Source organism: Massilia niastensis DSM 21313 (assembly GCF_000382345.1).
Classification (GTDB): domain Bacteria; phylum Pseudomonadota; class Gammaproteobacteria; order Burkholderiales; family Burkholderiaceae_D; genus Telluria; species Telluria niastensis.
Map to the genome: position 1 here is coordinate 1 of NZ_KB908088.1, position 22,570 is coordinate 22,570.

Annotated in this window: 25 protein-coding genes, 1 tRNA gene and 1 pseudogene; 24 read left to right on the top strand and 3 right to left on the bottom strand. The window is 65.0% G+C overall.

Annotation, left to right across the window (positions count from 1 at the left end; translation table 11 throughout):
• The 3 genes and pseudogenes from H162_RS0109590 to H162_RS0109600 all read right to left on the bottom strand — a co-directional run.
• Positions 1-204: pseudogene (locus tag H162_RS0109590) on the bottom strand (helix-turn-helix domain-containing protein); the annotation flags it as partial.
• A 184-nt stretch (positions 205-388) separates the two neighbouring features.
• On the bottom strand, positions 389-1,132 hold the full coding sequence (locus H162_RS0109595) for an SAM-dependent methyltransferase (protein WP_020653250.1): 744 nt from the start codon (positions 1,130-1,132) through the stop codon (positions 389-391).
• A 20-nt stretch (positions 1,133-1,152) separates the two neighbouring features.
• The gene (locus tag H162_RS0109600) at positions 1,153-1,767 is read right to left on the bottom strand and encodes a Maf family nucleotide pyrophosphatase (RefSeq protein WP_026354453.1); all 615 of its coding nucleotides are present in this window, start codon (positions 1,765-1,767) and stop codon (positions 1,153-1,155) included.
• A 183-nt stretch (positions 1,768-1,950) separates the two neighbouring features.
• Between H162_RS0109600 and H162_RS0109605 the strand changes: the two genes are divergently transcribed.
• From H162_RS0109605 to H162_RS0109725, 24 genes are all read left to right on the top strand, one after another.
• The gene (locus H162_RS0109605) at positions 1,951-2,448 is read left to right on the top strand and encodes a YceD family protein (protein WP_026354454.1); all 498 of its coding nucleotides are present in this window, start codon (positions 1,951-1,953) and stop codon (positions 2,446-2,448) included.
• Positions 2,449-2,640: 192 nt separating this feature from the next.
• Positions 2,641-2,823 (top strand): 50S ribosomal protein L32, encoded by a 183-nt coding sequence (gene rpmF / locus H162_RS0109610; RefSeq protein WP_005666806.1) that lies wholly within the window; start codon positions 2,641-2,643, stop codon positions 2,821-2,823.
• 197 nt (positions 2,824-3,020) lie between these two features.
• On the top strand, positions 3,021-4,046 hold the full coding sequence (gene plsX, locus H162_RS0109615) for a phosphate acyltransferase PlsX (RefSeq protein WP_026354455.1): 1,026 nt from the start codon (positions 3,021-3,023) through the stop codon (positions 4,044-4,046).
• 21 nt (positions 4,047-4,067) lie between these two features.
• Entirely contained in the window at positions 4,068-5,054 is a 987-nt protein-coding gene (locus tag H162_RS0109620; protein ID WP_020653254.1) for a beta-ketoacyl-ACP synthase III, read from the top strand.
• 47 nt (positions 5,055-5,101) lie between these two features.
• Complete coding sequence (gene fabD / locus H162_RS0109625) at positions 5,102-6,040, top strand: ACP S-malonyltransferase (RefSeq protein WP_020653255.1); 939 nt, start codon at positions 5,102-5,104, stop codon at positions 6,038-6,040.
• Between the two features lie 174 nt (positions 6,041-6,214).
• The gene (fabG, locus tag H162_RS0109630) at positions 6,215-6,952 is read left to right on the top strand and encodes a 3-oxoacyl-ACP reductase FabG (RefSeq protein WP_020653256.1); all 738 of its coding nucleotides are present in this window, start codon (positions 6,215-6,217) and stop codon (positions 6,950-6,952) included.
• 173 nt (positions 6,953-7,125) lie between these two features.
• The gene (gene acpP, locus H162_RS0109635; RefSeq protein WP_020653257.1) at positions 7,126-7,365 is read left to right on the top strand and encodes an acyl carrier protein; all 240 of its coding nucleotides are present in this window, start codon (positions 7,126-7,128) and stop codon (positions 7,363-7,365) included.
• Between the two features lie 28 nt (positions 7,366-7,393).
• A complete protein-coding gene (gene fabF, locus H162_RS0109640; RefSeq protein WP_020653258.1) occupies positions 7,394-8,641 on the top strand; it encodes a beta-ketoacyl-ACP synthase II in 1,248 nt (415 codons plus the stop codon).
• Between the two features lie 114 nt (positions 8,642-8,755).
• Positions 8,756-9,244, top strand: coding sequence for a protein YgfX (locus H162_RS33955; RefSeq protein WP_156885539.1), 489 nt, complete (start codon positions 8,756-8,758; stop codon positions 9,242-9,244).
• A gap of 90 nt (positions 9,245-9,334) precedes the next feature.
• Positions 9,335-9,937: an RNA polymerase sigma factor RpoE gene (gene rpoE / locus H162_RS0109655; protein WP_026354456.1), complete on the top strand. Its 603-nt coding sequence runs from the start codon at positions 9,335-9,337 to the stop codon at positions 9,935-9,937.
• Between the two features lie 61 nt (positions 9,938-9,998).
• Positions 9,999-10,301: a sigma-E factor negative regulatory protein gene (locus tag H162_RS0109660; protein ID WP_020653262.1), complete on the top strand. Its 303-nt coding sequence runs from the start codon at positions 9,999-10,001 to the stop codon at positions 10,299-10,301.
• 262 nt (positions 10,302-10,563) lie between these two features.
• Positions 10,564-12,021, top strand: coding sequence for a DegQ family serine endoprotease (locus H162_RS0109665; RefSeq protein ID WP_020653263.1), 1,458 nt, complete (start codon positions 10,564-10,566; stop codon positions 12,019-12,021).
• On the top strand, positions 12,018-12,329 hold the full coding sequence (locus H162_RS0109670; RefSeq protein WP_020653264.1) for a glutaredoxin family protein: 312 nt from the start codon (positions 12,018-12,020) through the stop codon (positions 12,327-12,329). The genes H162_RS0109665 and H162_RS0109670 overlap by 4 nt, the downstream gene beginning before the upstream one ends.
• Positions 12,330-12,618: 289 nt before the next feature.
• Positions 12,619-14,412, top strand: coding sequence for a translation elongation factor 4 (lepA, locus tag H162_RS0109675; RefSeq protein ID WP_020653265.1), 1,794 nt, complete (start codon positions 12,619-12,621; stop codon positions 14,410-14,412).
• A complete protein-coding gene (gene lepB, locus H162_RS0109680) occupies positions 14,413-15,330 on the top strand; it encodes a signal peptidase I (protein WP_020653266.1) in 918 nt (305 codons plus the stop codon).
• A 14-nt stretch (positions 15,331-15,344) separates the two neighbouring features.
• Entirely contained in the window at positions 15,345-15,749 is a 405-nt protein-coding gene (locus H162_RS0109685; RefSeq protein WP_020653267.1) for a DUF4845 domain-containing protein, read from the top strand.
• Between the two features lie 72 nt (positions 15,750-15,821).
• Positions 15,822-16,589, top strand: coding sequence for a ribonuclease III (rnc, locus tag H162_RS0109690; protein WP_020653268.1), 768 nt, complete (start codon positions 15,822-15,824; stop codon positions 16,587-16,589).
• Positions 16,586-17,482 carry a GTPase Era gene (era, locus tag H162_RS0109695; RefSeq protein ID WP_020653269.1) on the top strand — a complete coding sequence of 299 codons (897 nt, stop codon included), beginning with the start codon at positions 16,586-16,588 and terminating at the stop codon, positions 17,480-17,482. Before rnc ends, era begins: the two co-directional genes overlap by 4 nt.
• A gap of 24 nt (positions 17,483-17,506) precedes the next feature.
• A complete protein-coding gene (gene recO / locus H162_RS0109700) occupies positions 17,507-18,343 on the top strand; it encodes a DNA repair protein RecO (RefSeq protein ID WP_020653270.1) in 837 nt (278 codons plus the stop codon).
• An 8-nt stretch (positions 18,344-18,351) separates the two neighbouring features.
• Positions 18,352-19,131, top strand: a complete 780-nt coding sequence (locus tag H162_RS0109705) for a pyridoxine 5'-phosphate synthase (RefSeq protein WP_020653271.1) — start codon at positions 18,352-18,354, stop codon at positions 19,129-19,131.
• A 1-nt stretch (position 19,132) separates the two neighbouring features.
• Positions 19,133-19,534, top strand: coding sequence for a holo-ACP synthase (gene acpS, locus H162_RS0109710; protein WP_020653272.1), 402 nt, complete (start codon positions 19,133-19,135; stop codon positions 19,532-19,534).
• Between the two features lie 7 nt (positions 19,535-19,541).
• Positions 19,542-21,647: an excinuclease ABC subunit UvrC gene (gene uvrC / locus H162_RS0109715; protein WP_020653273.1), complete on the top strand. Its 2,106-nt coding sequence runs from the start codon at positions 19,542-19,544 to the stop codon at positions 21,645-21,647.
• A gap of 176 nt (positions 21,648-21,823) precedes the next feature.
• The gene (gene pgsA / locus H162_RS0109720; RefSeq protein WP_020653274.1) at positions 21,824-22,405 is read left to right on the top strand and encodes a CDP-diacylglycerol--glycerol-3-phosphate 3-phosphatidyltransferase; all 582 of its coding nucleotides are present in this window, start codon (positions 21,824-21,826) and stop codon (positions 22,403-22,405) included.
• Positions 22,406-22,494: 89 nt separating this feature from the next.
• Positions 22,495-22,570, top strand: a tRNA-Gly gene (locus tag H162_RS0109725).

Below are 22,570 nucleotides of genomic sequence, written 5' to 3' on the forward strand. Positions count from 1 at the left end.
CCAATTGTCGATACTGCGCATCGTCACGCCGAACGCTTCGGCAATCTGTGCGGTCTCCCAGCCAGGGCCATGTTCACCCTCATCCAATTTGAGCAGCACCTGGGCGTGCAGAATCTTCCACGCTGCCGACTTGCCTGTATGGGCAATGCGTTCAAACTGCGCGCGCTCTTCAGCTGTCAGCTTCACAACATACTTCTTGTTCACGATGGCCTCCTGACAGGGTTTACCCGTCAGGTTAGACCTTTTGGAGAAAATTGTGGGTAGCCGCTCCACTAGTAGCGTGGGCGGCTTTGCCGCCCACGCGTCGGTTGTTATCGGCGCCGATTACCGGACTCGATGATCTCGCGGCCAACGATCACCGCGTGGACGGACAAGCCGTCCACCCTACTTACTGCCCCAGCAGCAAGAACACGGTCGGCTTCTTGTGAAAATCCGGCCCCTTGCCGGCCGCCAGCGCGGCCTTCCATTTCGCCGCCGTCATGGTGCGCAGCGACTCGCTCGCCAGGCTCAGGTCGGTCGCCACGCAGACCAGCGTCCCCGGCTGGCAGGCCCCCACCAGCGCCTCCAGCATCTGCCCGTTCCGATACGGCGTCTCGATGAACAACTGGGTCTGCTTCTCCGCGCGCGAGCGTCCTTCCAGTTCCCGAATCCGCTTGGTGCGCAGGGCTGCGTCGGTGGGCAGGTAGCCGTTGAACGCAAAGCTCTGTCCATTCAACCCGCTGCCCATCACCGCCAGCAGCAGCGAGGACGGCCCGACCAGCGGCCGCACCGCGATCCCGTGCTGGTGGGCCAGGCGCACCAGGTCGGCGCCCGGATCGGCCACCGCCGGCACGCCCGCTTCCGACACCAGCCCGGCATCGCGCCCGGCCAGCAGCGGCGCCAGCAGCTGGGCCAGCGCCTGCGGCGGCGTGTTCACGTTCAGCTCGGCGATCTCGATCTCCTGCAGCGGCCTGGCCAGCGGATGCTCGACCGCCACCAGTTTCAGGAAGGCGCGCGCGGTCTTGGCGTTCTCCGCCACGAAATAGTCGAGCCGGGAGGCCAGTTCGCGGACCTGGGGCGGGATCAGGGCGTTCAGCGCGCCGGCTTCGGTGGGGCCGAGGGTGTTCGGGATCAGGTAGAGGGTGCCAGGCATGGTAGTGATGATGAAGAGGTTCAGGCGCCGAAGAAGCGCACGCCGGCGCGGCGCAGCATGCCGGTCAGGGCGATCAGGGGCAGGCCGGTGAGGGCGGTCGGATCGCTTGACGCGATCCGTTCGAGCAGGGCGATGCCCAGTCCTTCGTTCTTGGCGCTGCCGGCGCAGTCGTAAGGCTGCTCGATGCGCAGGTAGGCGTCCAGCTCGGCATCCGGGAGGTCGCGGAAGCGCACGAAGACCTGCACGTTCTCGACCTGGGCGGCCGCGCTTGGCTCGGCCGCGCGCCCATCCCACAGGCACAGCGCGGTGTGGAACACGACTTCGCGGCCGCGCATCAGCTGCAGCTGGGCCAGGGCGCGCGCATGGTCGCCGGGCTTGCCGATCTGCAGGCCGTCGAGCGTGGCGACCTGGTCCGAGCCGATCACCAGCGCGCCGGGATGCAGCGCCGCCACCGCGGCCGCCTTGGCGCGCGCCAGGCGCAATGCCGTGTCCTGCGGCGCTTCGCCGGGCAGCGCCCTCTCGTCGATCGCCGGCGCGACGGCCTCGAACGGCAGTCCGAGGCGGCCGAGGAGCTCGCGGCGGTAGGCGGAACTCGAAGCAAGGATTAGACGCGGCACGGCGGAACTTGGTATCATGTCGGGCGCTGGATCGAAAAGCATAAGTAAAACAGATAGATAGCTGCTTCCCGGCAAGCAAATCCGATGAATGCCGGGCCGGTACAACAGGCGGGGCCGCTGCGGCCCGAAAAACTGCGACAGTCTTTGACTCTGCAGCGAGAAGCCTGTTATTATCGCAGGTTTTCCGGGGAAGTTTTCCAAATGAGCGCTTTTGTCATCGACGCCTTCGAATTCTGTCGGAATAGCGGGCACCGCGAAGGCGTGACGCCCGTGACTGAAATGACCCGCCTGGCAGCCGATTGCGCGGACAGCAGCGGCGAGATCCGCTGGTCCATCGATGGCGGCCAGACCCGGCAGGGCTACCCCTCGATGACCCTGGCGGTCGCCGGTCCCGTGAAGCTGGTATGCCAGCGTTGCCTGCAGCCCTTTGGTTACGAGATCGACTCGTCCACCATGCTGGTGCTCGGCAAGGATGACGAGGATGCGGACCAGATCGAGGAAATCCTCGACGACGAGAGCATCGACGTGATTGTCGGCAGCCACGCCTGCGACATCCGCGACCTGCTCGAAGATGAAGCCCTGCTGGCCCTGCCGCAGGCACCGAAACACGATGTCTGTCCGGACACCAAGCTGCTGGACGGCCTGAAGACCGAAAAGGTATCGCCGTTCGCCGGCCTCAAGAACCTCAAGTCAGAATAAAGCAGTACCGCAGTAGTAGTGCGACAAAAGAACGTGTCAAACGCGTGCAGTAGTCGAGTATGGCAATAGTAGTAGATGTAGGCAGCGTTAAAACATGTCGGCATTCGTAAGATTGCCGCTGGGATACTCGATGCGCATGTATTTGCAAGTCGATTGTGTTAGAATTTTAGAACTTATGTATTAGGAGTCATCATGGCAGTTCAGCAGAATAAGAAGTCCCCTTCGAAGCGCGGCATGCACCGCTCGCACGATTTCCTGACCGCCCCGAACCTGGCAGTCGAGCCGACCACTGGTGAAACGCACCTGCGTCACCACATCAGCCCGAACGGTTTCTACCGTGGTCGTAAAGTCCTGAAGACCAAGAACGACGAGTAATCGACGGTCTTGTCCTTCGTATCATGAAAGCGGTGCAACGTATGTTATTTGCGTGGCGCCGCTTTTTCTTTGTATTCGGCTGCAATTCAAGCTTGCACACCGTCATTTTCAATTGTGCGGAGTTCGGCTGGCACCATGCCAAGCCCCGAGCCCATCTTGCCGCCCGCTGTGCGTAATCTGCGGCAACCCCCCGACAAATGACAATTAAAATCTCCATTGACTGCATGGGCGGCGATCACGGCCCCTCAGTTACCATTCCGGCAGCCATTTCCTTTTTGAAGAAGCAAGCTGACGTCGAACTCATCCTGGTCGGCGTCGAAGATGTGCTGCGTTCCGAACTCAAGAAACACCACGCCGACAAGCTGCCGCGCCTGAACATCAGGAACGCGACCGAAGTCGTGACGATGGACGATCCGGTCGAAGTGGCGCTGCGCCGCAAGAAGGATTCGTCGATGCGCGTGGCCATCGAGCTGGTCAAGGACGGCAGTGCGAATGCCTGCGTCTCGGCCGGCAACACCGGCGCCCTGATGGCGGTCTCGCGCTACGTGCTCAAGACCATGCCCGGGGTCGACCGTCCGGCGATCTGCTCGATCATGCCGAACCAGAAGAACGGCCCCACCTACATGCTCGACCTCGGCGCCAACGTCGACTGCGAGCCGCACCACCTGCACCAGTTCGCCATCATGGGCTCCGTGCTGTGCTCGGCGATCGAAGGCATCGAGCGCCCGACCATCGGCCTGCTCAACGTGGGCACCGAAGACATCAAGGGCAACGAAGTGGTCAAGGCCACCGGCGTCCTCCTGCGCGCCGACCACGAGCGCGGTAAACTGAATTTCTACGGCAACGTCGAAGGCAACGACATCTTCAAGGGCACCGCCGACGTGGTAGTCTGCGACGGTTTCGTCGGCAACGTGACCCTGAAGGCGGTCGAAGGCCTGTCGCGCTTCGTCAAGTCGGTGTTCAAGCAGAATGTCATGTCGATGCTGGGCGCCGTGCTGGCGCGCCAGGCGCTCAAGAAGCTCAATCCCGAGCGCTACAACGGCGCCGGCCTGCTGGGCCTGAAAGGCCTGGTATTCAAGAGTCACGGCGGCGCGTCCGCCTATGCCTTCGAATGGGCGCTCAAGCGCGCCTACGAGGCAGCCGCACATAACGTACAAGAGCACCTGTCGGCCCTGATCGCCGAACTGATGCCGACTTCGGATCCCGAGCGCCAGGCTCACTAAAACTAGCAGGATGGTGGAGCAATGACTGTGTACAGCAAAATCACCGGCACCGGCAGCTACCTGCCGGCCAACCGTGTCACCAACGACCAGCTCGCGGCCCAGCTGGCCGACAAGGGCATCGAGACCTCCAACGAGTGGATCGTCACGCGCAGCGGCATCGAGGCGCGCCATTACGCGGCCGCCGACGAGAACTCGTCCGACCTGGCCGTCGCCGCGGCGCGCAAGGCGCTCGAGATGGCCGGCAAGACTCCGGCGGACGTCGACCTGGTGATCGTCGCCAGCTCGACGCCGGACTTCCATGGCAGCTTCCCCAGCACCGCCTGCATCGTCCAGCAGAAGCTGGGCATGACCAACAACAGCGCCGCCTTCGACGTCCAGGCCGTGTGCAGCGGCTTCGTCTACGCGACCTCGACCGCCGACGCCTTCATCCGCGCCGGCATGCACAAGACCGTGCTGGTGATCGGCGCCGAAGTGTTCTCGCGCATCCTCGACTTCAGCGACCGCACCACCTGCGTGCTGTTCGGCGACGGCGCCGGCGCCATCGTGATGGAAGCCTCGAGCGAGCCGGGCGTGCTGGCCTCGAAGCTGCATGCCGACGGCCGCCATTCCAACATCCTGTCGATCCCGGGCAACCTGGCCGGCGGCGCGGTCGCCGGCAGCGGCTTCCTGTACATGGACGGCCCGGCGGTGTTCAAGCTGGCCGTCACGGTGCTGGAAGAAGTCGCCAACGAAGTGCTCGACATCGCCCGGATGCAGCCGACCGACATCGACTGGCTGGTGCCGCACCAGGCCAACCTGCGCATCATGAAGGGCACCGCCAAGAAGCTCGGCCTGCCGATGGAGAAGATGGTCGTCACCGTGGGCGAGCACGGCAATACCTCGGCCGCCTCGATCCCGCTGGCGCTCGACCAGGCCATGCGCGACGGCCGCATCCAGAAGGGCCAGAACGTGCTGATGGAAGGCGTGGGCGGCGGCTTCACCTGGGGCGCGGTGCTCGCGCGCATGTAAAGCCCGCGGCCGCACGCATTGAATAACCCATTACGGACAATAACAAGATGAGCAAATTCGCATTCGTGTTCACCGGGCAGGGCGCCCAGGCCGTCGGCATGCTGAACGGCTTCGCCGGCAACCCGGTCGTCGACCAGACCGTGCAGGAAGCGTCCGACGCGCTCGGCTTCGACCTCAAGCGCCTGATCGCCGAAGGCCCGAAGGAAGACCTGGACCTGACCACCAATACCCAGCCGGTCATGCTGACCGCCGCCGTCGCCGTGTACCGCGCCTGGATCGCGGCCGGCGGCCCGGCGCCAATGGTGGTGGCCGGCCACAGCCTGGGCGAGTACTCGGCCCTGGTGGCGGCGGGCGTGATCCCGTTCCGCGACGCGGTGCCGCTGGTGCGCTTCCGCGCCCAGTCCATGCAGGACGCGGTGCCGGTCGGGCAGGGCGGCATGGCCGTCATCCTCGGCCTGCAGGCCGACGACGTGCGCGCCGTCTGCGGCGACGCGGCCCAGGCTGAAGTGGTCGAGGCCGTGAACTTCAACGAGCCGACCCAGATCGTGATCGCCGGCCATACCGCCGCCGTCGAGCGCGCCTGCGAACTGGCCAAGGCCAAGGGCGCCAAGCGCGCCATGAAGCTGTCGGTGTCGGCGCCGTTCCACTCATCGCTGCTCAAGCCGGCATCGGACCGCCTGCGCGACTACATGGCCGGCATCACTTTCTCGGCGCCGCAGATCGACGTCATCAACAACGTCGACGTCGCCGTGCTGGCCGATCCGGAAGCGATCAAGGATGCGCTGGTGCGCCAGGCCGCCGGCCCGGTGCGCTGGGTCGAGACGATGCAGAAGATGGCTGCCGACGGCATTACCCAGGTGGTCGAATGCGCCCCGAGCAAGACCCTGATCGGCATGGCCAAGCGCATCGATCCGGTCCTGGCCGGCGAAGCCCTGGTCGACCAGGCGTCGCTGGAACGCGTACTGAATCTGTTGAAGCCGGCTTGAGCCCGCTTGTAGGGTGGGCGGGTCTTCCCGCCCGCGCGGCGATGGTTGGCGGCGAGATCATCGAGCCCGTCATCGGCGCCGATAACGATCACCGCGTGGAGGAAATCAATCCAGTGGATCGATTTGCGAGCTGTCCGCCCTGCACATTGAACGAATAGAAACAAGAGGAAAAAAATGAATCTCGAGAACCAAGTCGCACTCGTCACCGGCGCATCGCGCGGCATCGGCAAGGCCATCGCACTGGAACTGGCGCGCCAGGGTGCCAAAGTGGTCGGCACCGCCACCAGCGAAGCCGGCGCCCAGGCCATCACCGAGTACCTGGCCGAGTTCGGCGGCAAGGGCGTGGTCCTGAACGTGACGGACGCGGCGCGCTGCGGCGAGGTCGTCGACGAAGTGCAGAAGGGCTTCGGCAGCCTGTCGATCCTGGTCAACAACGCCGGCATCACCCAGGACCAGCTGGCCATGCGCATGAAGGACGAGGAGTGGGACAGCGTCATCACCACCAACCTCAGCGCCGTCGGCCGCCTGTCGCGCCTGGTTCTGCGCGGCATGATGAAGGCCAAGGCCGGCCGCATCATCAACATCACCTCGGTGGTCGGCGCGTCCGGCAACCCGGGCCAGATGAACTACGCCGCCGCCAAGGCCGGCGTGGCCGGCATGACCCGCGCGCTGGCGCGCGAGATCGGCAGCCGCAACATCACCGTCAACTGCGTCGCGCCGGGCTTCATCGACACCGACATGACCAAGGCGCTGGGCGAAGGCCAGCACGAAGCGCTGCTGACCCAGATCCCCTTGGGGCGCCTCGGCAAGCCGGAAGACATCGCCCACGCCGTGGCCTTCCTGGCCGGCCCGCAGGCTGCCTACATTACCGGCACCGAATTGCACGTCAACGGCGGCATGTACATGAATTGATGCGAAAAGCGCCGGCGCGCCCGCGATAAAAAAGGCGCGATGCCGGCGCATTCTCATCTTTTAGCAGGACTTTCGGACGAAATGCATCCCACTCTCCGAAATTGGTTTTTCAAGGCGCAAACCTGATAAAATGCGCGCACTTTCCGCAACACATACCTTAATGGAGCCATAACATGTCGGATATCGAACAACGCGTTAAAAAAATCGTCGCTGAGCAACTGGGCGTTGCCGAAGCAGACATCAAAATCGAATCCTCGTTCGTTGACGACCTCGGCGCAGATTCCCTGGACACCGTTGAACTGGTGATGGCACTGGAAGACGAGTTCGAAATGGAAATCCCTGACGAACAGGCTGAGAAAATCACCACCGTCAAGCAGGCTATCGACTACGCGACCGCGCACGTCAAGGCCTAAGCTGCTTTAAAGTTTTTGGGAGAATCGCTTGAGCCGTTCACGCAACCGCCGTGTCGTCGTTACCGGCCTGGGCTGCATTTCACCAATCGGCAACACCATTGCCGAAGCGTGGAGCGCGGCGCTGGCAGGTAAGTCGGGCATTGCCAACATCACCAAGTTCGATGCGACGCCGTTCACGACCCGTTTCGCTGGCGAAGTCAAGAACTTCAATGTCGAGGAATACCTGCCCGGCAAGGAAGGCCGCCATATGGATAGCTTTATCCATTACGGCATGGCCGCGGGTATCCAGGCCTTGCAGGATTCGGGCCTGAACGTCACCGACGAGAATGCGGACCGGATCGGCGTGATCGTCGGTTCCGGCATCGGCGGTCTGCCGATGATCGAAGCCACCAAGGAAGAGTACACGGCCCGCGGCGCGCGCCGCATTTCGCCTTTCTTCGTGCCGGCCTCGATCATCAACATGATCTCGGGCAATCTCTCGATCAAGTTCGGCCTGCGTGGCCCGAACCTGGCCATCGTCACGGCCTGCACCACCGGCCTGCATTGCATCGGCGCGGCAGCGCGCCTGATCGAGTACGGCGATGCCGACGTGATGATCGCCGGCGGCGCCGAGTCGACCGTCTCGCCGCTGGGCCTGGGCGGCTTCGCCTCGGCACGCGCGCTGTCGACCCGCAACGACGATCCGGCCACGGCCTCGCGTCCATGGGACCGCGACCGCGACGGCTTCGTGCTGGGCGAGGGCGCCGGTGTCATGGTGCTCGAAGAATATGAACACGCTGTCGCACGCGGCGCCAGGATCTACGCGGAAGTCATCGGTTTCGGCATGAGCGCGGACGCCAACCACATCACCTCGCCGGTCGAGGATGGCAGCGGCGCGGCGCGCTGCATGGTGTCGGCCCTGAACAACGCCGGCCTGAACGCCGACCAGGTCCAGTACGTCAACGCACACGGCACCTCGACGCCGCTGGGCGATGCGGCCGAGGTGCGCGGCATCAAGCGCGTCTTCGGCGACCATGCGTCCAACCTGGTCGTGAACTCGACCAAGTCGATGACCGGTCACCTGCTGGGTGGCGCGGGCGGCCTGGAATCGGTGTTCACCGTGCTGGCCATCCATCAACAGATCTCGCCGCCGACGATCAACATCTTCAACCAGGATCCGGAATGCGACCTGGACTTCTGCGCCAACACGGCGCGTGAAATGAAGATCGACTACGCGGTCAAGAACTCGTTCGGCTTCGGCGGTACCAACGGTACCCTCGTGTTCGCAAAAGTCTGAACCTGACACGCCCATCCCTGTCAAAAGGGATGGGCGCCTTCCTTTGCCCGGTCCTGGTTCCATGGCCGCCGGCGCCCCTGTTTTTCCCTTTACACCTGTTGGTCCCTGTGCAGCATGTCGATTGCGGTGACAGCCGTCGTCGCGCCCTCACGCCGCCTGCGCTGGCTGCTGGCCGTGTTCTGCGCGTCCCTGCTCGCGGCCGCCCTGGCCGTGGGCCTCGTGCTGCCCATGGACTTCGCCTCGCGGCTGGCCGCATTGGCGCCGCTGCTTGCCGGGCTCGTCCTGGGCCGGGAAGCCGCCTCCCGCCCAACCGCGCGCCGGATTGATATTTCTGGACTCGGGCAGCTACGCCTGACGGTACAACAGGATGTGCGGCCGCCCGTTGTCGGCATGCCGGTGACCCTGCTGGCGGGCTCGACCGTGTGGTCCTGTTGCATGCTGTTGCGCCTGCGCGCCGAGTCTGGCGCGGTCTGGCGCCTGGTGCTCTTGCCCGACAGCGTGAGCGCCGGCGAGTACCGGGCGCTCGCGGTGGCGCTGCGCGCCGTGGGCGCCATGCGGCCGGGCGCCGCCATCCCGGGAGGCGGGCGGCAGGCCGAACATTGAGCGCCGTCGGGCTCGCAAAAATACCTTGAACTTATTGCAGCCGGCCAACTCTTATGCAAGAGGGCCGCTGCAGCCGATGGGGCATGGTCCGTGACGACAGAACGCGAGTTTGATCAGCTGTTGGTGGAGCGCGTCCAGGCCGGGGACCGGCAGGCGTTCGACCTGCTTGTGGCCAAATACCAGCGCCGCCTGATGCGGCTGGTATCGCGGCTCGTGCACGATCCGGCCGAGGCCGAGGATGTGGTGCAGGAAACCTTCATCAAGGCGTTTCGCGCCCTGCGCCACTTCCGAGGCGAATCCGCGTTCTACACCTGGCTGTACCGAATAGGAATCAACACTGCAAAGAACCATCTTGTCACCCAGGGGCGCCGTGCGCCCACCTCGACCGAGACCGATGCCGAGCGCGCCGAAGGCTTCGACGAAGCCGACAGCCTGCGCGACATCGACACGCCCGAGTCGGTGCTGGCCAGTAAGCAGATCGCCCAAACCGTCAACGCGGCCATGGAAGCGCTGCCGCTGGAGTTGCGTACGGCAATCGTCCTGCGTGAGATCGAAGGGCTGAGCTACGAGGAAATCTCCGACGTGATGGCCTGTCCCATCGGCACCGTGCGCAGCCGGATTTTCCGTGCGCGCGAAGTCATTGCCGAGAAATTGCGTCCTTTGCTCGATTTCCCGGTTGACAAACGCCGTTAGGTGGCGAGATCGTAGACAGGCGCAGCACATCTTGAAAACACCGACGGCGACAACGACACCGATGGACACCAACAAAAAAATACGCGAGCACCTGTCCGCCCTGAGCGACGGCGAACTGCCGGACGCCGACCTGGAGCTGGCGCTCGCGGCAATGCACGGCGCGGACGGGCGCCAGGCCTGGGACCTGTACCACCACATCGGCGATGTCCTGCGCGCGCCGGATGCGCCCGGGCTGTCGCCGGGCTTCGCGCAGCGCCTGGCGGCCCGGCTGGCGGCCGAGGCGCTGCCGTCGCACCGCGCCATGACGGCCAGCGAGGCCGAACCCGCGCCGGCAGCGGTGATGTCCGATCCGGAATCGTCCTGACATCCAGTCATTCAGGTAGGGTTGGCAGCTCTGCTGCCAACGCGTTCAGGCAGCGCCGGGATTGAACGCACAGGATGGGCGCCCGATCCTTGAACGCGTTGGCAGCAAGCTGCCAACCCTACCGGCCTCATGGCCGGCCACGCCTGATCATCCGGCCCGGCGCATATGTATTTCTCCCTCTATGACAGCCGCGCAGCCCGCCGCGACAAAGCGCCTGTTTTGGCTTACCATTGCGTCAACCTCAGCCCTGAATCCTGATTCCATGACAAGCAAAACTGCCAGCTTCATCCTGTCGGCCCTGCTCGCGTCCGGCGCCGCCGCATTCCTTGCCCCGCCGGCCCTGGCCGCTGCCGCGGGCGCCGCGCCCGTGCCCACGCCCGTCGTGACCGGCCTGCCCGATTTCTCCGACCTGATCGACAAGGTCGGCCCCGCCGTGGTCAACATCCGGACCACCGAGCGGGCGCGCGCGCGCGGCGCGCCGGGCGAGGAGGAGATGCAGGAATTCCTGCGCCGCTTCTTCGGCCAGCAGGCCCCGCGTGGCCGCCGCTCGCCGCAGCCGCAGCAGGAAGAAGAAGTGACGCGCGGCGTCGGCTCCGGCTTCATCGTCTCGGAAGACGGCATCGTGCTGACCAATGCCCACGTGGTCGAAGGCGCGGACGAAGTCACCATCACCCTGACCGACCGCCGCGAATTCAAGGCCAAGGTGCTGGGCGCCGACCGCCGTTCCGACGTCGCCGTGCTCAAGCTCAACGCCGGCAACCTGCCTTACCTGCGCATCGGCGACTCGAGCAGGATCCGGGTCGGCGAATGGGTGGTGGCGATCGGCTCGCCGTTCAATCTCGACAACACCGTCACCGCCGGCATCATCTCGGCCAAGGCGCGCGACACCGGCGAATACCTGCCGCTGATCCAGAGCGACGTCGCGGTCAACCCGGGCAACTCGGGCGGCCCGCTGATCAACATGCGCGGCGAAGTCATCGGCATCAATTCCCAGATCGCGACCCTGTCCGGCGCCTATAACGGCATCTCGTTCGCGGTCCCGATCGACGAGGTGATGCGGGTCGCCGACCAGATCAAGAAGACCGGCAAGGTCACCCGCGGGCGCCTGGGCGTGCAGATCAGCGAAGTCACGCGCGACGTCGCCGAGTCGCTCGGCCTGGGCAAGGCGCGCGGCGCCGAGGTCTCGATGGTCGAGCAGGGCGGTCCGGCGGAGAAGGGCGGCATCAAGGTCGGCGACATCATCCTGAAGTTCAACGGCCAGCCGATCGAGACCACCCGCGACCTGCCGCGCCTGGTCGGCGCGACCAAGGTCGGCGCCCGCGCCACCGTCACCGTCTGGCGCCGCGGCTCCCAGCTCGACGTGCCGGTCACGATCGTCGAGCTGCAGGACGAAAAGTCCACCCCGGTGCGCCCGACGCCGAAGAAGCCGGCCCCGGGCGCGGCGCCGAACGTGCTCGGCCTGAACCTGTCGAACCTGAGCGCCGAGCAGCGGCGCGAGCTCGGCGCCGAGGGCGGGGTGCTGGTCGAGGAAGCGCAGGGCCATGCCGCCACCGCCGGCATCCGGGCGGGCGACGTGGTCTTGCAGGTGAACAACAGCCCGGTCGCCGATGTCGCCCAGTTCAACGGACTGGTCGCCAAGCTCGACCCGAAGAAGCCGGTGGCCCTGCTGGTGCGGCGCGACAACGTCACCCAGTACGTCGTGATCAAGCCGCGCCAGTGACCGTGCAGCCGATCCCCTTCACCCTGTACTCGCGCGCCTGGTGCCACCTGTGCGAGGACATGCTCGCCGCCCTGAAGGCGCTGGAGGAGCCGGGCCGGCCGTTCGCGATCGCCGTGCTCGACGTCGACCTCGATCCGGCCCTGGAGGCGCGCTTCGACGAGCTGGTGCCGGTGCTGTACGGCGATCCGGCCGGGCCCGAGCTGTGCCATTACTTCCTCGACACCGCCGCGGTGCGGGCTTACGTGGCCAAGCACGTGGCCGCTCATGTGGCCGCTCATGTGGCCGATTCGGCGGCGATGCAGGCCTGAAGCCGGGCCCGCGCGCCGGCCCGCTGCGGCGCCGGCAGGCTTGTTTCGCGCGGTTCGGCCCCCAGATATGGCTGTCGCCCCCCCGGAAACCGGGCTTTCTGCTCCGAAATCCGGTAAAATGCCGGGGTCGGAAAAGCTTCTGTCCATCGCACACCGGCTTCTCCTGCTTTGACAAGGCGCTCGCCTGGGGTCGTCCCGGTCCCGACGTAGCGCTTTTTTCGTATTGCGCCGTCCTTCGCGGCGCCGGGACCCCGGCGCGCCGCGGCCTTTTTGGTTTTGAGCTTTGTTAATGAACAACATACGTAACTTCTCCATCATCGCCCACATCGACCACGGTAAGTCGACCCTGGCCGACCGCATCATCCAGTTGTGCGGCGGGCTGTCGGAACGCGAAATGGACGCGCAGGTGCTCGATTCGATGGACCTGGAACGCGAGCGCGGCATCACCATCAAGGCCCAGACCGCGGCGCTGCAGTACAAGGCGCGCGACGGCCAGACCTACAACCTGAACCTGATCGACACCCCCGGCCACGTCGACTTCAGCTATGAAGTCAGCCGTTCGCTGTCCGCCTGCGAAGGCGCGCTGCTGGTGGTCGACGCCTCGCAGGGCGTGGAAGCCCAGACCGTGGCGAACTGCTACACCGCGCTCGACCTGGGCGTGGAAGTGGTGCCGATCCTGAACAAGATCGACCTGCCGCACGCCGACCCCGAGAACGCCAAGAAGGAAATCGAGGACGTGATCGGGATCGACGCCAGCGACGCCACCACCTGCTCGGCCAAGACCGGCCTGGGCGTGGAAGACGTGCTGGAAACCCTGATCGCCAAGGTGCCGCCGCCCAAGGGCGATCCGAACGCGCCGCTGCAGGCCCTGATCGTCGACTCCTGGTACGACTCCTACGTCGGCGTCGTGATGCTGGTGCGCGTGGTCAACGGCACCCTGCGTCCGAAGGACAAGATCCTGCTGATGGCGACCGGTTCCCAGAACCTGGTCGAGAACATCGGCGTCTTCACGCCGCGCTCGGTCTCGCTGCCGGAACTGTCGGCGGGGCAGGTGGGCTTCATCATCGCCGGCATCAAGGAACTGACCGCCGCCAAGGTGGGCGACACCGTCACCCTGGTGAACAAGCCGGCGCCGGCGCCGCTGCCGGGCTTCAAGGAAGTCCAGCCGCAGGTGTTCGCCGGCCTGTTCCCGGTCGAGGCCAACCAGTACGACGCGCTGCGCGATTCGCTCGAGAAGCTGAAGCTGAACGACGCCGCCCTGATGTACGAGCCGGAAGTCTCGCAGGCGCTGGGCTTCGGCTTCCGCTGCGGCTTCCTCGGCCTGCTGCACATGGAAATCGTGCAGGAGCGCCTGGAGCGCGAATTCGACATGGACCTGATCACCACGGCCCCGACCGTGGTGTACGAAGTCGAGATGCGCGACGGCTCGGTCGTGCGCGTCGACAATCCGTCGAAGATGCCGGAACCGTCCAAGATCAACGAAGTGCGCGAGCCGATCGTCGACGTCAACCTGTACATGCCGCAGGAATACGTGGGCTCGGTGATGACCCTGTGTAACGGCAAGCGCGGCGTCCAGATGGACATGGCCTACCACGGCCGCCAGGTCAAGCTGCACTACGAGATCCCGATGGCCGAGATCGTGCTGGACTTCTTCGACCGCCTGAAGTCGACCTCGCGCGGCTATGCCTCGATGGACTACGAGTTCAAGGAATACCGTTCGGCCGACGTGGTCAAGGTCGACATGCTGATCAACAGCGAGAAGGTCGATGCGCTGGCGATCATCGTGCACCGCGCCAATGCGCCTTACCGCGGACGCCAGGTGGCGGCCAAGATGCGCGAACTGATCCCGCGCCAGATGTTCGACGTGGCGATCCAGGCCGCGATCGGCGCCACCATCATCTCGCGCGAAAACGTCAAGGCGCTGCGCAAGAACGTCCTGGCCAAGTGCTATGGCGGCGACATCTCGCGCAAGAAGAAACTGCTGGAAAAACAAAAAGCCGGTAAAAAACGCATGAAGCAGGTCGGTTCCGTGGAAATTCCGCAGGAAGCCTTCCTGGCCATCCTCCAGGTGGAAGAAAAATAAATGGATCTACAACCCATCCTGGGCAACTTTGCCCTGATCCTGTTCGTCGCAATGGTTATCACGGGCATTATCTGGTGCCTGGATGTGTTCTATCTGGCCAAGCAGCGCCGCGCCGCCGCCGACGCCGCCCTGGCCGAGTACGATGCCCGCACCGCCAAGCTGACGGCGGACGGCATCCGGGTCGACAGCAACGGCAACCGCCATGCGATCGAGCAGGCGCACCTGCGCCAGCCGACCTGGATCGAGTACTCGGGCAGTTTCTTCCCGGTGATCGCACTGGTGTTCGTGCTGCGCTCCTTCCTGTGGGAGCCGTTCAAGATCCCCTCGTCCTCGATGGTGCCGACCCTGCTGGTGGGCGACTTCATCCTGGTGAACAAGTACACCTACGGCATCCGCCTGCCGATCATCAACAAGAAGATCGTCCAGCTGAACGACCCCCAGCGCGGTGACGTGATGGTGTTCAAGTACCCCAAGGATATGAGCCAGGATTACATCAAGCGCGTCATCGGTGTGCCGGGTGATAAAATCAGCTACGAGAACAAGCGCTTGACGGTCAACGGCAAGCCGGTCGAGTACACGCCCCTGGACGACTACCTGGACGACCAGCATCCGGTCTACCACAAGCAGTTCGTCGAGAATCTCTCGGGCACCCCGCACCGCGTCCTGAACACCGATGGCAAGCGTACCCTTGACCTGGGAGGTGTCGAGAATTTCCCACATCGTGAAGCCTGCGACTATTCGTACGATAAATTTACATGTATCGTGCCAGAGGGCAACTATTTCATGATGGGCGATAACCGCGACAACAGTGCCGACAGCCGCTATTGGGGCTTCGTTCCGGATAAAAACATTGTTGGCAAGGCGATCGTCGTGTGGATGAACTTCAGCAATCCGAAGCGGGTTGGTGGCATCCAGTAACACGGGGGAAGCAGATGTTTCGCAACAAGCAGTATTCTGTAGGCGCCGAGCGCGGCATGTCGCTGACCGGGCTGATCGGCGGACTCGCCGTCCTGGGCGTGGCGGGCGTGTTTGGCATGAAGCTGGTTCCGGCTTATCTGGAGTACAGCACGATCAAGGCTGCGATCGTCAAGGCCAAGGAAGCGGGCGGTACGGTGCGCGAGATGCAGACGGCCTTCGACCGTAACGCGGGCGTCAACGACGTCGAAGCGATCCGCGGCCGCGACTTGATTATTACGCGGGACAATGGTGAACCTGACATCAGCTTCGCCTATGAAAAGCGGGTGCCGCTGGCGGGCAACGTCAGCCTGCTGATCGATTTCGCCGGCACCACCGACCCGAGCGGCGTGGTGGCGGAGCGGAATCTGGCCGCCCAGTAACCAGCAGGACCCGGCCTTGCGCCGGCCGATTACGACGACAACATAATGAATCTTCAGTTATTGCAAACACGCTTGGGGTATACGTTCCGGGATACCGGGCTGCTGCAGCAGGCCCTGACCCACCGTAGCCATAGCAGTTTGCATAACGAACGCCTGGAATTCCTGGGCGATTCGATCCTGAACTGCGTTGTCGCCTCGGTGCTGTACGAACGCTATACCACGCTCGACGAAGGCGACCTGTCGCGCCTGCGCGCCAACCTCGTCAAGCAGCAGGCGCTGTTCGAGATCGCCCAGAAGCTGGACCTGTCGCAGTTCCTGCGCCTGGGCGAGGGCGAGCTCAAGTCGGGCGGATTCCGCCGTCCATCGATCCTGGCCGACACCCTCGAAGCCCTGCTGGGCGCGATCTTCCTCGACAGCGGCTTCGACAGCGCGCGCGACGTGATCCGCGCCTTCTATATCCCGCTGCTCGACACGGTCGACCCGCGCACCCTGGGCAAGGACGCCAAGACCCTGCTGCAGGAATTTTTACAAAGCAAGAAGATCTCGCTGCCGACCTATAACGTGGTCGCCACCCATGGCGCCGCGCACAGCCAGGAATTCGAAGTCGAATGCCTGGTACCCAAGCTCGGCATCCAGGTCTTCGGCCGGGGCGGCAGCCGCCGCGCCGGCGAGCAGGCCGCGGCCAGGCTCGCGCTCGAGGTCGCCCAGCAGGCGCTGACCAAGGCGCCGGGCGGACGCAAGGCCAAGCCGCGCGCATCCCAGCTCAAGCTGGCCGGGATCGCCACCATCCAGAGCGAGGCCGCGGCCGCGCCCGAACAACCAGGAACCAAATCAGCATGAGCACCACCCCCGAGAATTTCCGCTGTGGCTACATCGCCATCGTCGGCCGCCCGAACGTCGGCAAGTCGACCTTGATGAATGTGCTGATCGGGGCCAAGGTCTCGATCACCTCGCGCAAGGCCCAGACCACGCGCCACCGCATCACCGGCATCCAGACCCGCGACGACGCCCAGTACATCTACGTCGACACCCCGGGCTTCCAGACCCGCCACGCGAATGCGCTGAACAAGACCCTGAACAAGACCGTCTCGAACACGCTCACCTCGTCCGACGTGATCCTGTTCCTGGTCGAGGCCGGCACTTTCGGTCCGGCCGACGAACAGGTGCTGAACCTGCTGCCGAAGAACGTGCCGGTGGTGCTGGTCATCAATAAATCGGACCGCGTGAAGGACAAGGCGGTGCTGATGCCCTTCGCCCAGAAGATCGCCGCGCTGCGCGACTTCGCCGCCGTGGTGCCGGTCTCGGCCAAGCTGCGCTTCCAGGTCGATGCGCTGGAACAAGAGATCAAGCGCCACCTGCCGGAAAACGAGCCGATCTTCGGGCCGGACGACATCACCGACCGCAGCGAGAAGTTCCTGGCCGCCGAGATCGTGCGCGAGAAGGTGTTCCGCCTGCTCGGCGACGAGCTGCCCTACACCAGCACCGTGGTGATCGAGCAGTTCGAGCAGGAAGGCAACCTGCGCCGCATCTTCGCCGCCATCCTGGTCGAGCGCGACACCCACAAGTCCATGATCATCGGCAACAAAGGGGCGCGCCTGAAAGAGATTTCGACCCAGTCGCGCCTCGACATGGAAAAGCTGTTCGGCGGCCCCGTGTACCTGGAAATCTGGGTCAAGGTCAAATCCGGCTGGGCCGACAACGAAGCGGGCCTGCGCGCCTACGGCTACGAGTAAGCGCCGGGGGACCGTCACACACGCATGTCCAGCCACGACGACCTGATCGACGACAATCCGCCCGACGCGGCGGCGCCTGGTGCGGGCGTGACCGCGCCGGCCGCCGAAACCCCTTCCGAGCGCCGGCGCGTCAGCCGGCCGCCGCAGCGCGAACACCGGGTCGTGGGCCAGCCCGGCTTCGTCCTGCACAGCTATCCCTACAAGGAAACCAGTCTCATCGTCGACATGTTCACGCGCGACCACGGCCGCGTGGGCCTGGTGGCGAAGGGCGCCAAGCGCCCGCTGTCGAAGCTGCGCGGCGTCCTGCAGACCTTCCAGCCGCTGTCGGTATCGTTCAGCGGCAAGTCCGAACTGCGCACCCTGATCGACGCCGAATGGGTGGGCGGCATGCTGCCGATCGAAAAGACCGCGCTGCTGTGCGGCTTCTACCTGAACGAATTGCTGGTCAAGCTGCTGGCGCGCGACGACCGCCATCCGGCCCTGTTCGACCATTACGTCTCGACCCTGAACCAGCTCGCCCACGGCGAACCGCCCCAGATCGTCTTGCGAAAATTCGAAAGGGCCTTACTTAAGGAAACAGGCGTCGCCGCCGACCTCAGCCGCTGCACGACGACCCGCAGCCGGGTCGAGCCCGGCCGCGACTACGTGGTCGATCCCGAGCGCGGCGCGCGCGAGGCGGTGCCGGCCGACACCTGGCCGGTGGTGGCAGGCAAGACCCTGCTCGACATGGAGCACGACGATTACAGCGATCCGGCCACCCTGGCGCAGAGCAAGCAGCTGATGCGCTTCCTGCTGGCGCACCAGTTGGGCGGCGCGCCGCTCAATACGCGCCAGATTTTAATTGACTTGATGCAGTTATAAGAAACCACATGAGCTTCCTGCAACCTAGCGGCCCGGTGATCGACCTGGGTGTCAACATCGACCACATCGCCACCGTGCGCAACGCCCGCGGCACCGCGTATCCGGACCCGATCCGCGCCGCGCTGCTGGCCGAGCAGGCCGGCGCCGACCTGATCACCCTGCACCTGCGCGAAGACCGCCGCCACATCCGGGATGCCGACGTGCTGGCGATGCGCCCGCAACTGCTGACCCGGATGAACCTGGAAGCGGCGGTGACGCGCGAGATGATCGATTTCGCCTGCCGGGTGAAGCCGCAGGACGTGTGCCTGGTGCCGGAGCGGCGGGAGGAAGTCACCACCGAGGGCGGGCTGGACGTGATCCGCCACTACAAGGACGTGGAAGCCGCCGTCAAGCAGCTGCAGGGCGAGGGCATCCGGGTGTCGCTGTTCATCGACGCCGACGAGCGCCAGATCGAGGCGGCCAGCGCGGTGGGCGCGACCGTGATCGAGCTGCACACCGGCCGCTACGCGGAAGCCGAGGGCGAGGACGTGGCGCGCGAACTGGAGCGCATCAGGCTCGGCGTGCGCGCCGGCGCCACGCGCGGCCTGCGCGTGAACGCGGGCCACGGCCTGCACTACACCAACGTGCAGCCGATCGCCGCGATCGCCGACATCCACGAGCTGAACATCGGCCATGCGATCGTCGCCCACGCGCTGTTCGCCGGCTGGGAAAACGCGGTGCGCGAGATGAAGGCGATCATGGTCGCGGCGCGCCTCGGCGTGCAACTCGGCACGGCGCGCGGGGCCTGACATGATCTACGGGGTCGGCACCGACATCGTCCAGATCTCGCGTGTCGAGGCTGCGGTCAAGCGCAGCGGCGAGCGCTTCGCCGAGAAGATCCTCGGCCCCCAGGAACTGGAAAAATACCATGCGCGCAGCGCCAAGAACGCGCTGCGCGGCCTGCGTTTCCTGGCCACGCGCTTCTCGGCCAAGGAAGCGTTCTCGAAGGCCATCGGGCTGGGCATGCGCATGCCCATGACCTGGCGGTCGATGCAGATGCTGAACGCCCCGGGCGGCAAGCCCGTCATCGTATGCAGCGGCGCGCTCGAGCAATTCATGCGCGACAACCGCCTGAGCGCCCAGGTGTCGATCAGCGACGAAGCCGACTACGGCGTCGCCTTCGTGATCGTCACCCAGGATCAACCAAAGTGAAACGCAAGTGACCAAAGAAGTTCAAGCACACGAGCTCCCGAAGGATCCGGCGCCGGCCGGCGAAGTGGCGGAAGCGCCGGCGGCCTATGTGGCGGCGGGCGGCGCCGCCATGCCGGCCGCGCCGGCCAGGCCCGCGCGCGCGCGCGCGCCGAAAGGTAGGGGCAAGGGCGCGGGCCAGGAAGCGCCGGCCCCGCGCGCCCGTCCGGACGCCTGGCAGGCCATGAAGGAAGAAATCTCGGCCACCCTGAAGGAAGACGCCGAGGAGGGCGTGCAGCCCAGCGCCCCGGCGCGCGAGCAGGTGCTGGCGCTGGTGGCCAGGCTGCCCGACCTGCCGGGTGTGTACCGCTATTTCGACGCCAACCAGGGCGTGCTCTACGTCGGCAAGGCGCGCAACCTCAAGAAGCGCGTGTCGAGCTATTTCCAGAAGAACCTGTCGAGCCCGCGCATCGCGATGATGGTGTCGCAGATCGCGCACCTGGAAACGACGGTGACCAGCAGCGAGGCCGAGGCCCTGATCCTGGAAAACAACCTGATCAAGAGCCTCAAGCCGCGCTACAACATCCTGTTCCGCGACGACAAGTCCTACCCCTACATCAAGATCTCGGGCGGCGAAGCGCCGCGCATGTCGTATTACCGCGGCTCCCTGGACAAGAAGAACCAGTACTTCGGGCCCTTCCCGAGCGGCTGGGCGGCCAAGGAATCGATGCAGCTGCTGCAGAAGGTGTTCATGCTGCGCACCTGCGAGGACAGCGTGTACGCGAACCGTACCCGGCCCTGCCTGCTGCACCAGATCGGCCGCTGCAGCGCGCCCTGCGTGAACCTGGTCACGCCCGAGCAGTACAAGCTCGACGTCGACAATGCCGCGCGCTTCCTGCGCGGGCGCCAGACCGAGGTGCTGGAAGACCTGCAGGAAAAGATGCAGGGCTATGCGATGGAGCTGAAGTTCGAGCAGGCCGCCAGCGTGCGCAACCAGATCCAGGCGCTGTCGAAGGTGCTGCACGCGCAGAGCATGGAAACCACGGGCGACGCCGACGTCGACGTGATCGCCGTGGTGGTGCAGGGCGGCCGCGCCTGCGTCAACCTGGCGATGGTGCGCGGCGGGCGCCACCTCGGCGACCGCGCCTATTTCCCGAGCCATGTCGGCGAATCGCTGGGCGAGGCGCCGATCGAGGTCGAGGTGCTGAGCGCCTTCCTGGCCCAGCATTACGCCGGCCAGTTCATCCCGGGCACCCTGATCCTGAACGTCGAGTTCGACCAGCCCGAGCTGATCGTGGCGCTGAGCGAGCAGTGCGGGCACCGCATCAACCTGATCTTCCAGCCCCAGGGGCAGCGCCGCCAGTGGCTGGAAATGGCCTGCAAGGGCGCCGAGATCGCGCTGGCGCGGCTGCTGTCGGAGCAGGGCTCGCAGCAGGCGCGCACGCGCGCGCTGGCCGACGTGCTCGGGCTCGACGCCGAGGAGCTGGAAGCCCTGCGCATCGAATGCTTCGACATCAGCCACACGGCGGGCGAAGCGACCCAGGCCTCGTGCGTGGTGTTCCATCATCACCAGATGCAGAACGGCGAATACCGCCGCTTCAACATCAACGGCATCACCCCGGGCGACGACTACGCGGCGATGCGCCAGGTGCTGACGCGGCGTTATGAAAAGGTGGCGAACGGCGAAGGCGTGATGCCGGACATCGTGCTGGTCGACGGCGGCAAGGGCCAGGTCGAGATGGCGCGCCAGGTATTCGTCGAGCTGGGGCTGGACATTGCGATGATCGTGGGCGTGGCGAAAGGGGAGGGGCGCCGGGTCGGCCTGGAAACCCTGATCTTCGCCGACGGCCGCGCGCCCCAGGAACTGGGCAAGGAATCGGCCGCCCTGATGCTGGTGGCCATGATCCGCGACGAGGCGCACCGCTTCGCCATCACCGGCATGCGCGCCAAGCGCGCCAAGACGCGCCAGGCCTCGCGCCTGGAGGAGATCGAGGGCATCGGCGCCAAGCGCCGCCAGCGCCTGCTGGCGCGCTTTGGCGGCCTGCGCGGGGTGATCGACGCCAGCGTCGAGGATTTGATGACGGTGGAGGGGATTTCGAGCACGCTGGCGGAAGAGATCTACCGGCAGCTGCATTGATAAGGACCGGGGCGATTGCCCCGGTTTTATTTTGTGCCTTGTGGTGCAGGCCCGCAGCTTCGGCGTGCACCACGAACACCCCCGCACCCCATACAGATGAGCGAACTAGTCCGAAAAGCAATACCAATGTAGACTAGCGGCGCATCGCATTTTTCCCGTAATCAGTTCGTTCCCTTATGCCTTTCAACATCCCGATTCTCCTGACCTGGTTACGCGTCGCGCTCATCCCCCTGGTTGTTGGTGTCTATTACCTCCCGACCCACTGGCTGCCGCTGGCCGACCGCAACCTGGCCGCGACCCTGGTATTCATCGTCGCCGCGGTCACCGACTGGTTCGACGGCTTCCTGGCCCGCCGCTGGAACGAGACCTCGGCCTTCGGCGCCTTCCTCGATCCGGTGGCGGACAAGCTGATGGTGGCGGGGGCGCTGCTGGTGCTGGTGCAGCTGGACCGGGTCAACGCCGTGATCGCCTTCATCATCATCGGCCGCGAGATCACGATCTCGGCGCTGCGCGAGTGGATGGCGCAGATCGGCGCGACCAAGTCGGTCGCGGTCAGCTCGCTCGGCAAGATCAAGACCGCCGCCCAGATGGTCGCCATCCCCATGCTGCTGTTCCATGATCGCCTGCTGGGCCTGGTAGACACCCACTACTGGGGCGAGTACCTTCTGTGGTTCGCGGGTGTGCTGACCGTCTGGTCGATGTTCTACTACCTGCGCCGCGCCTGGCCGCTCATCAAGGAAAAATCGGGGACTTTGTAATATTTGTTTGGTGGCATCCTTGACGCCCGGCTCAGAATCTCTATAATGCCTGCCTGTTGCAACAACAACGCAACAGACGGAAAGACGAAGCGGGAGTAGCTCAGTTGGTAGAGCGCAACCTTGCCAAGGTTGAGGTCGAGAGTTCGAGACTCTTCTCCCGCTCCA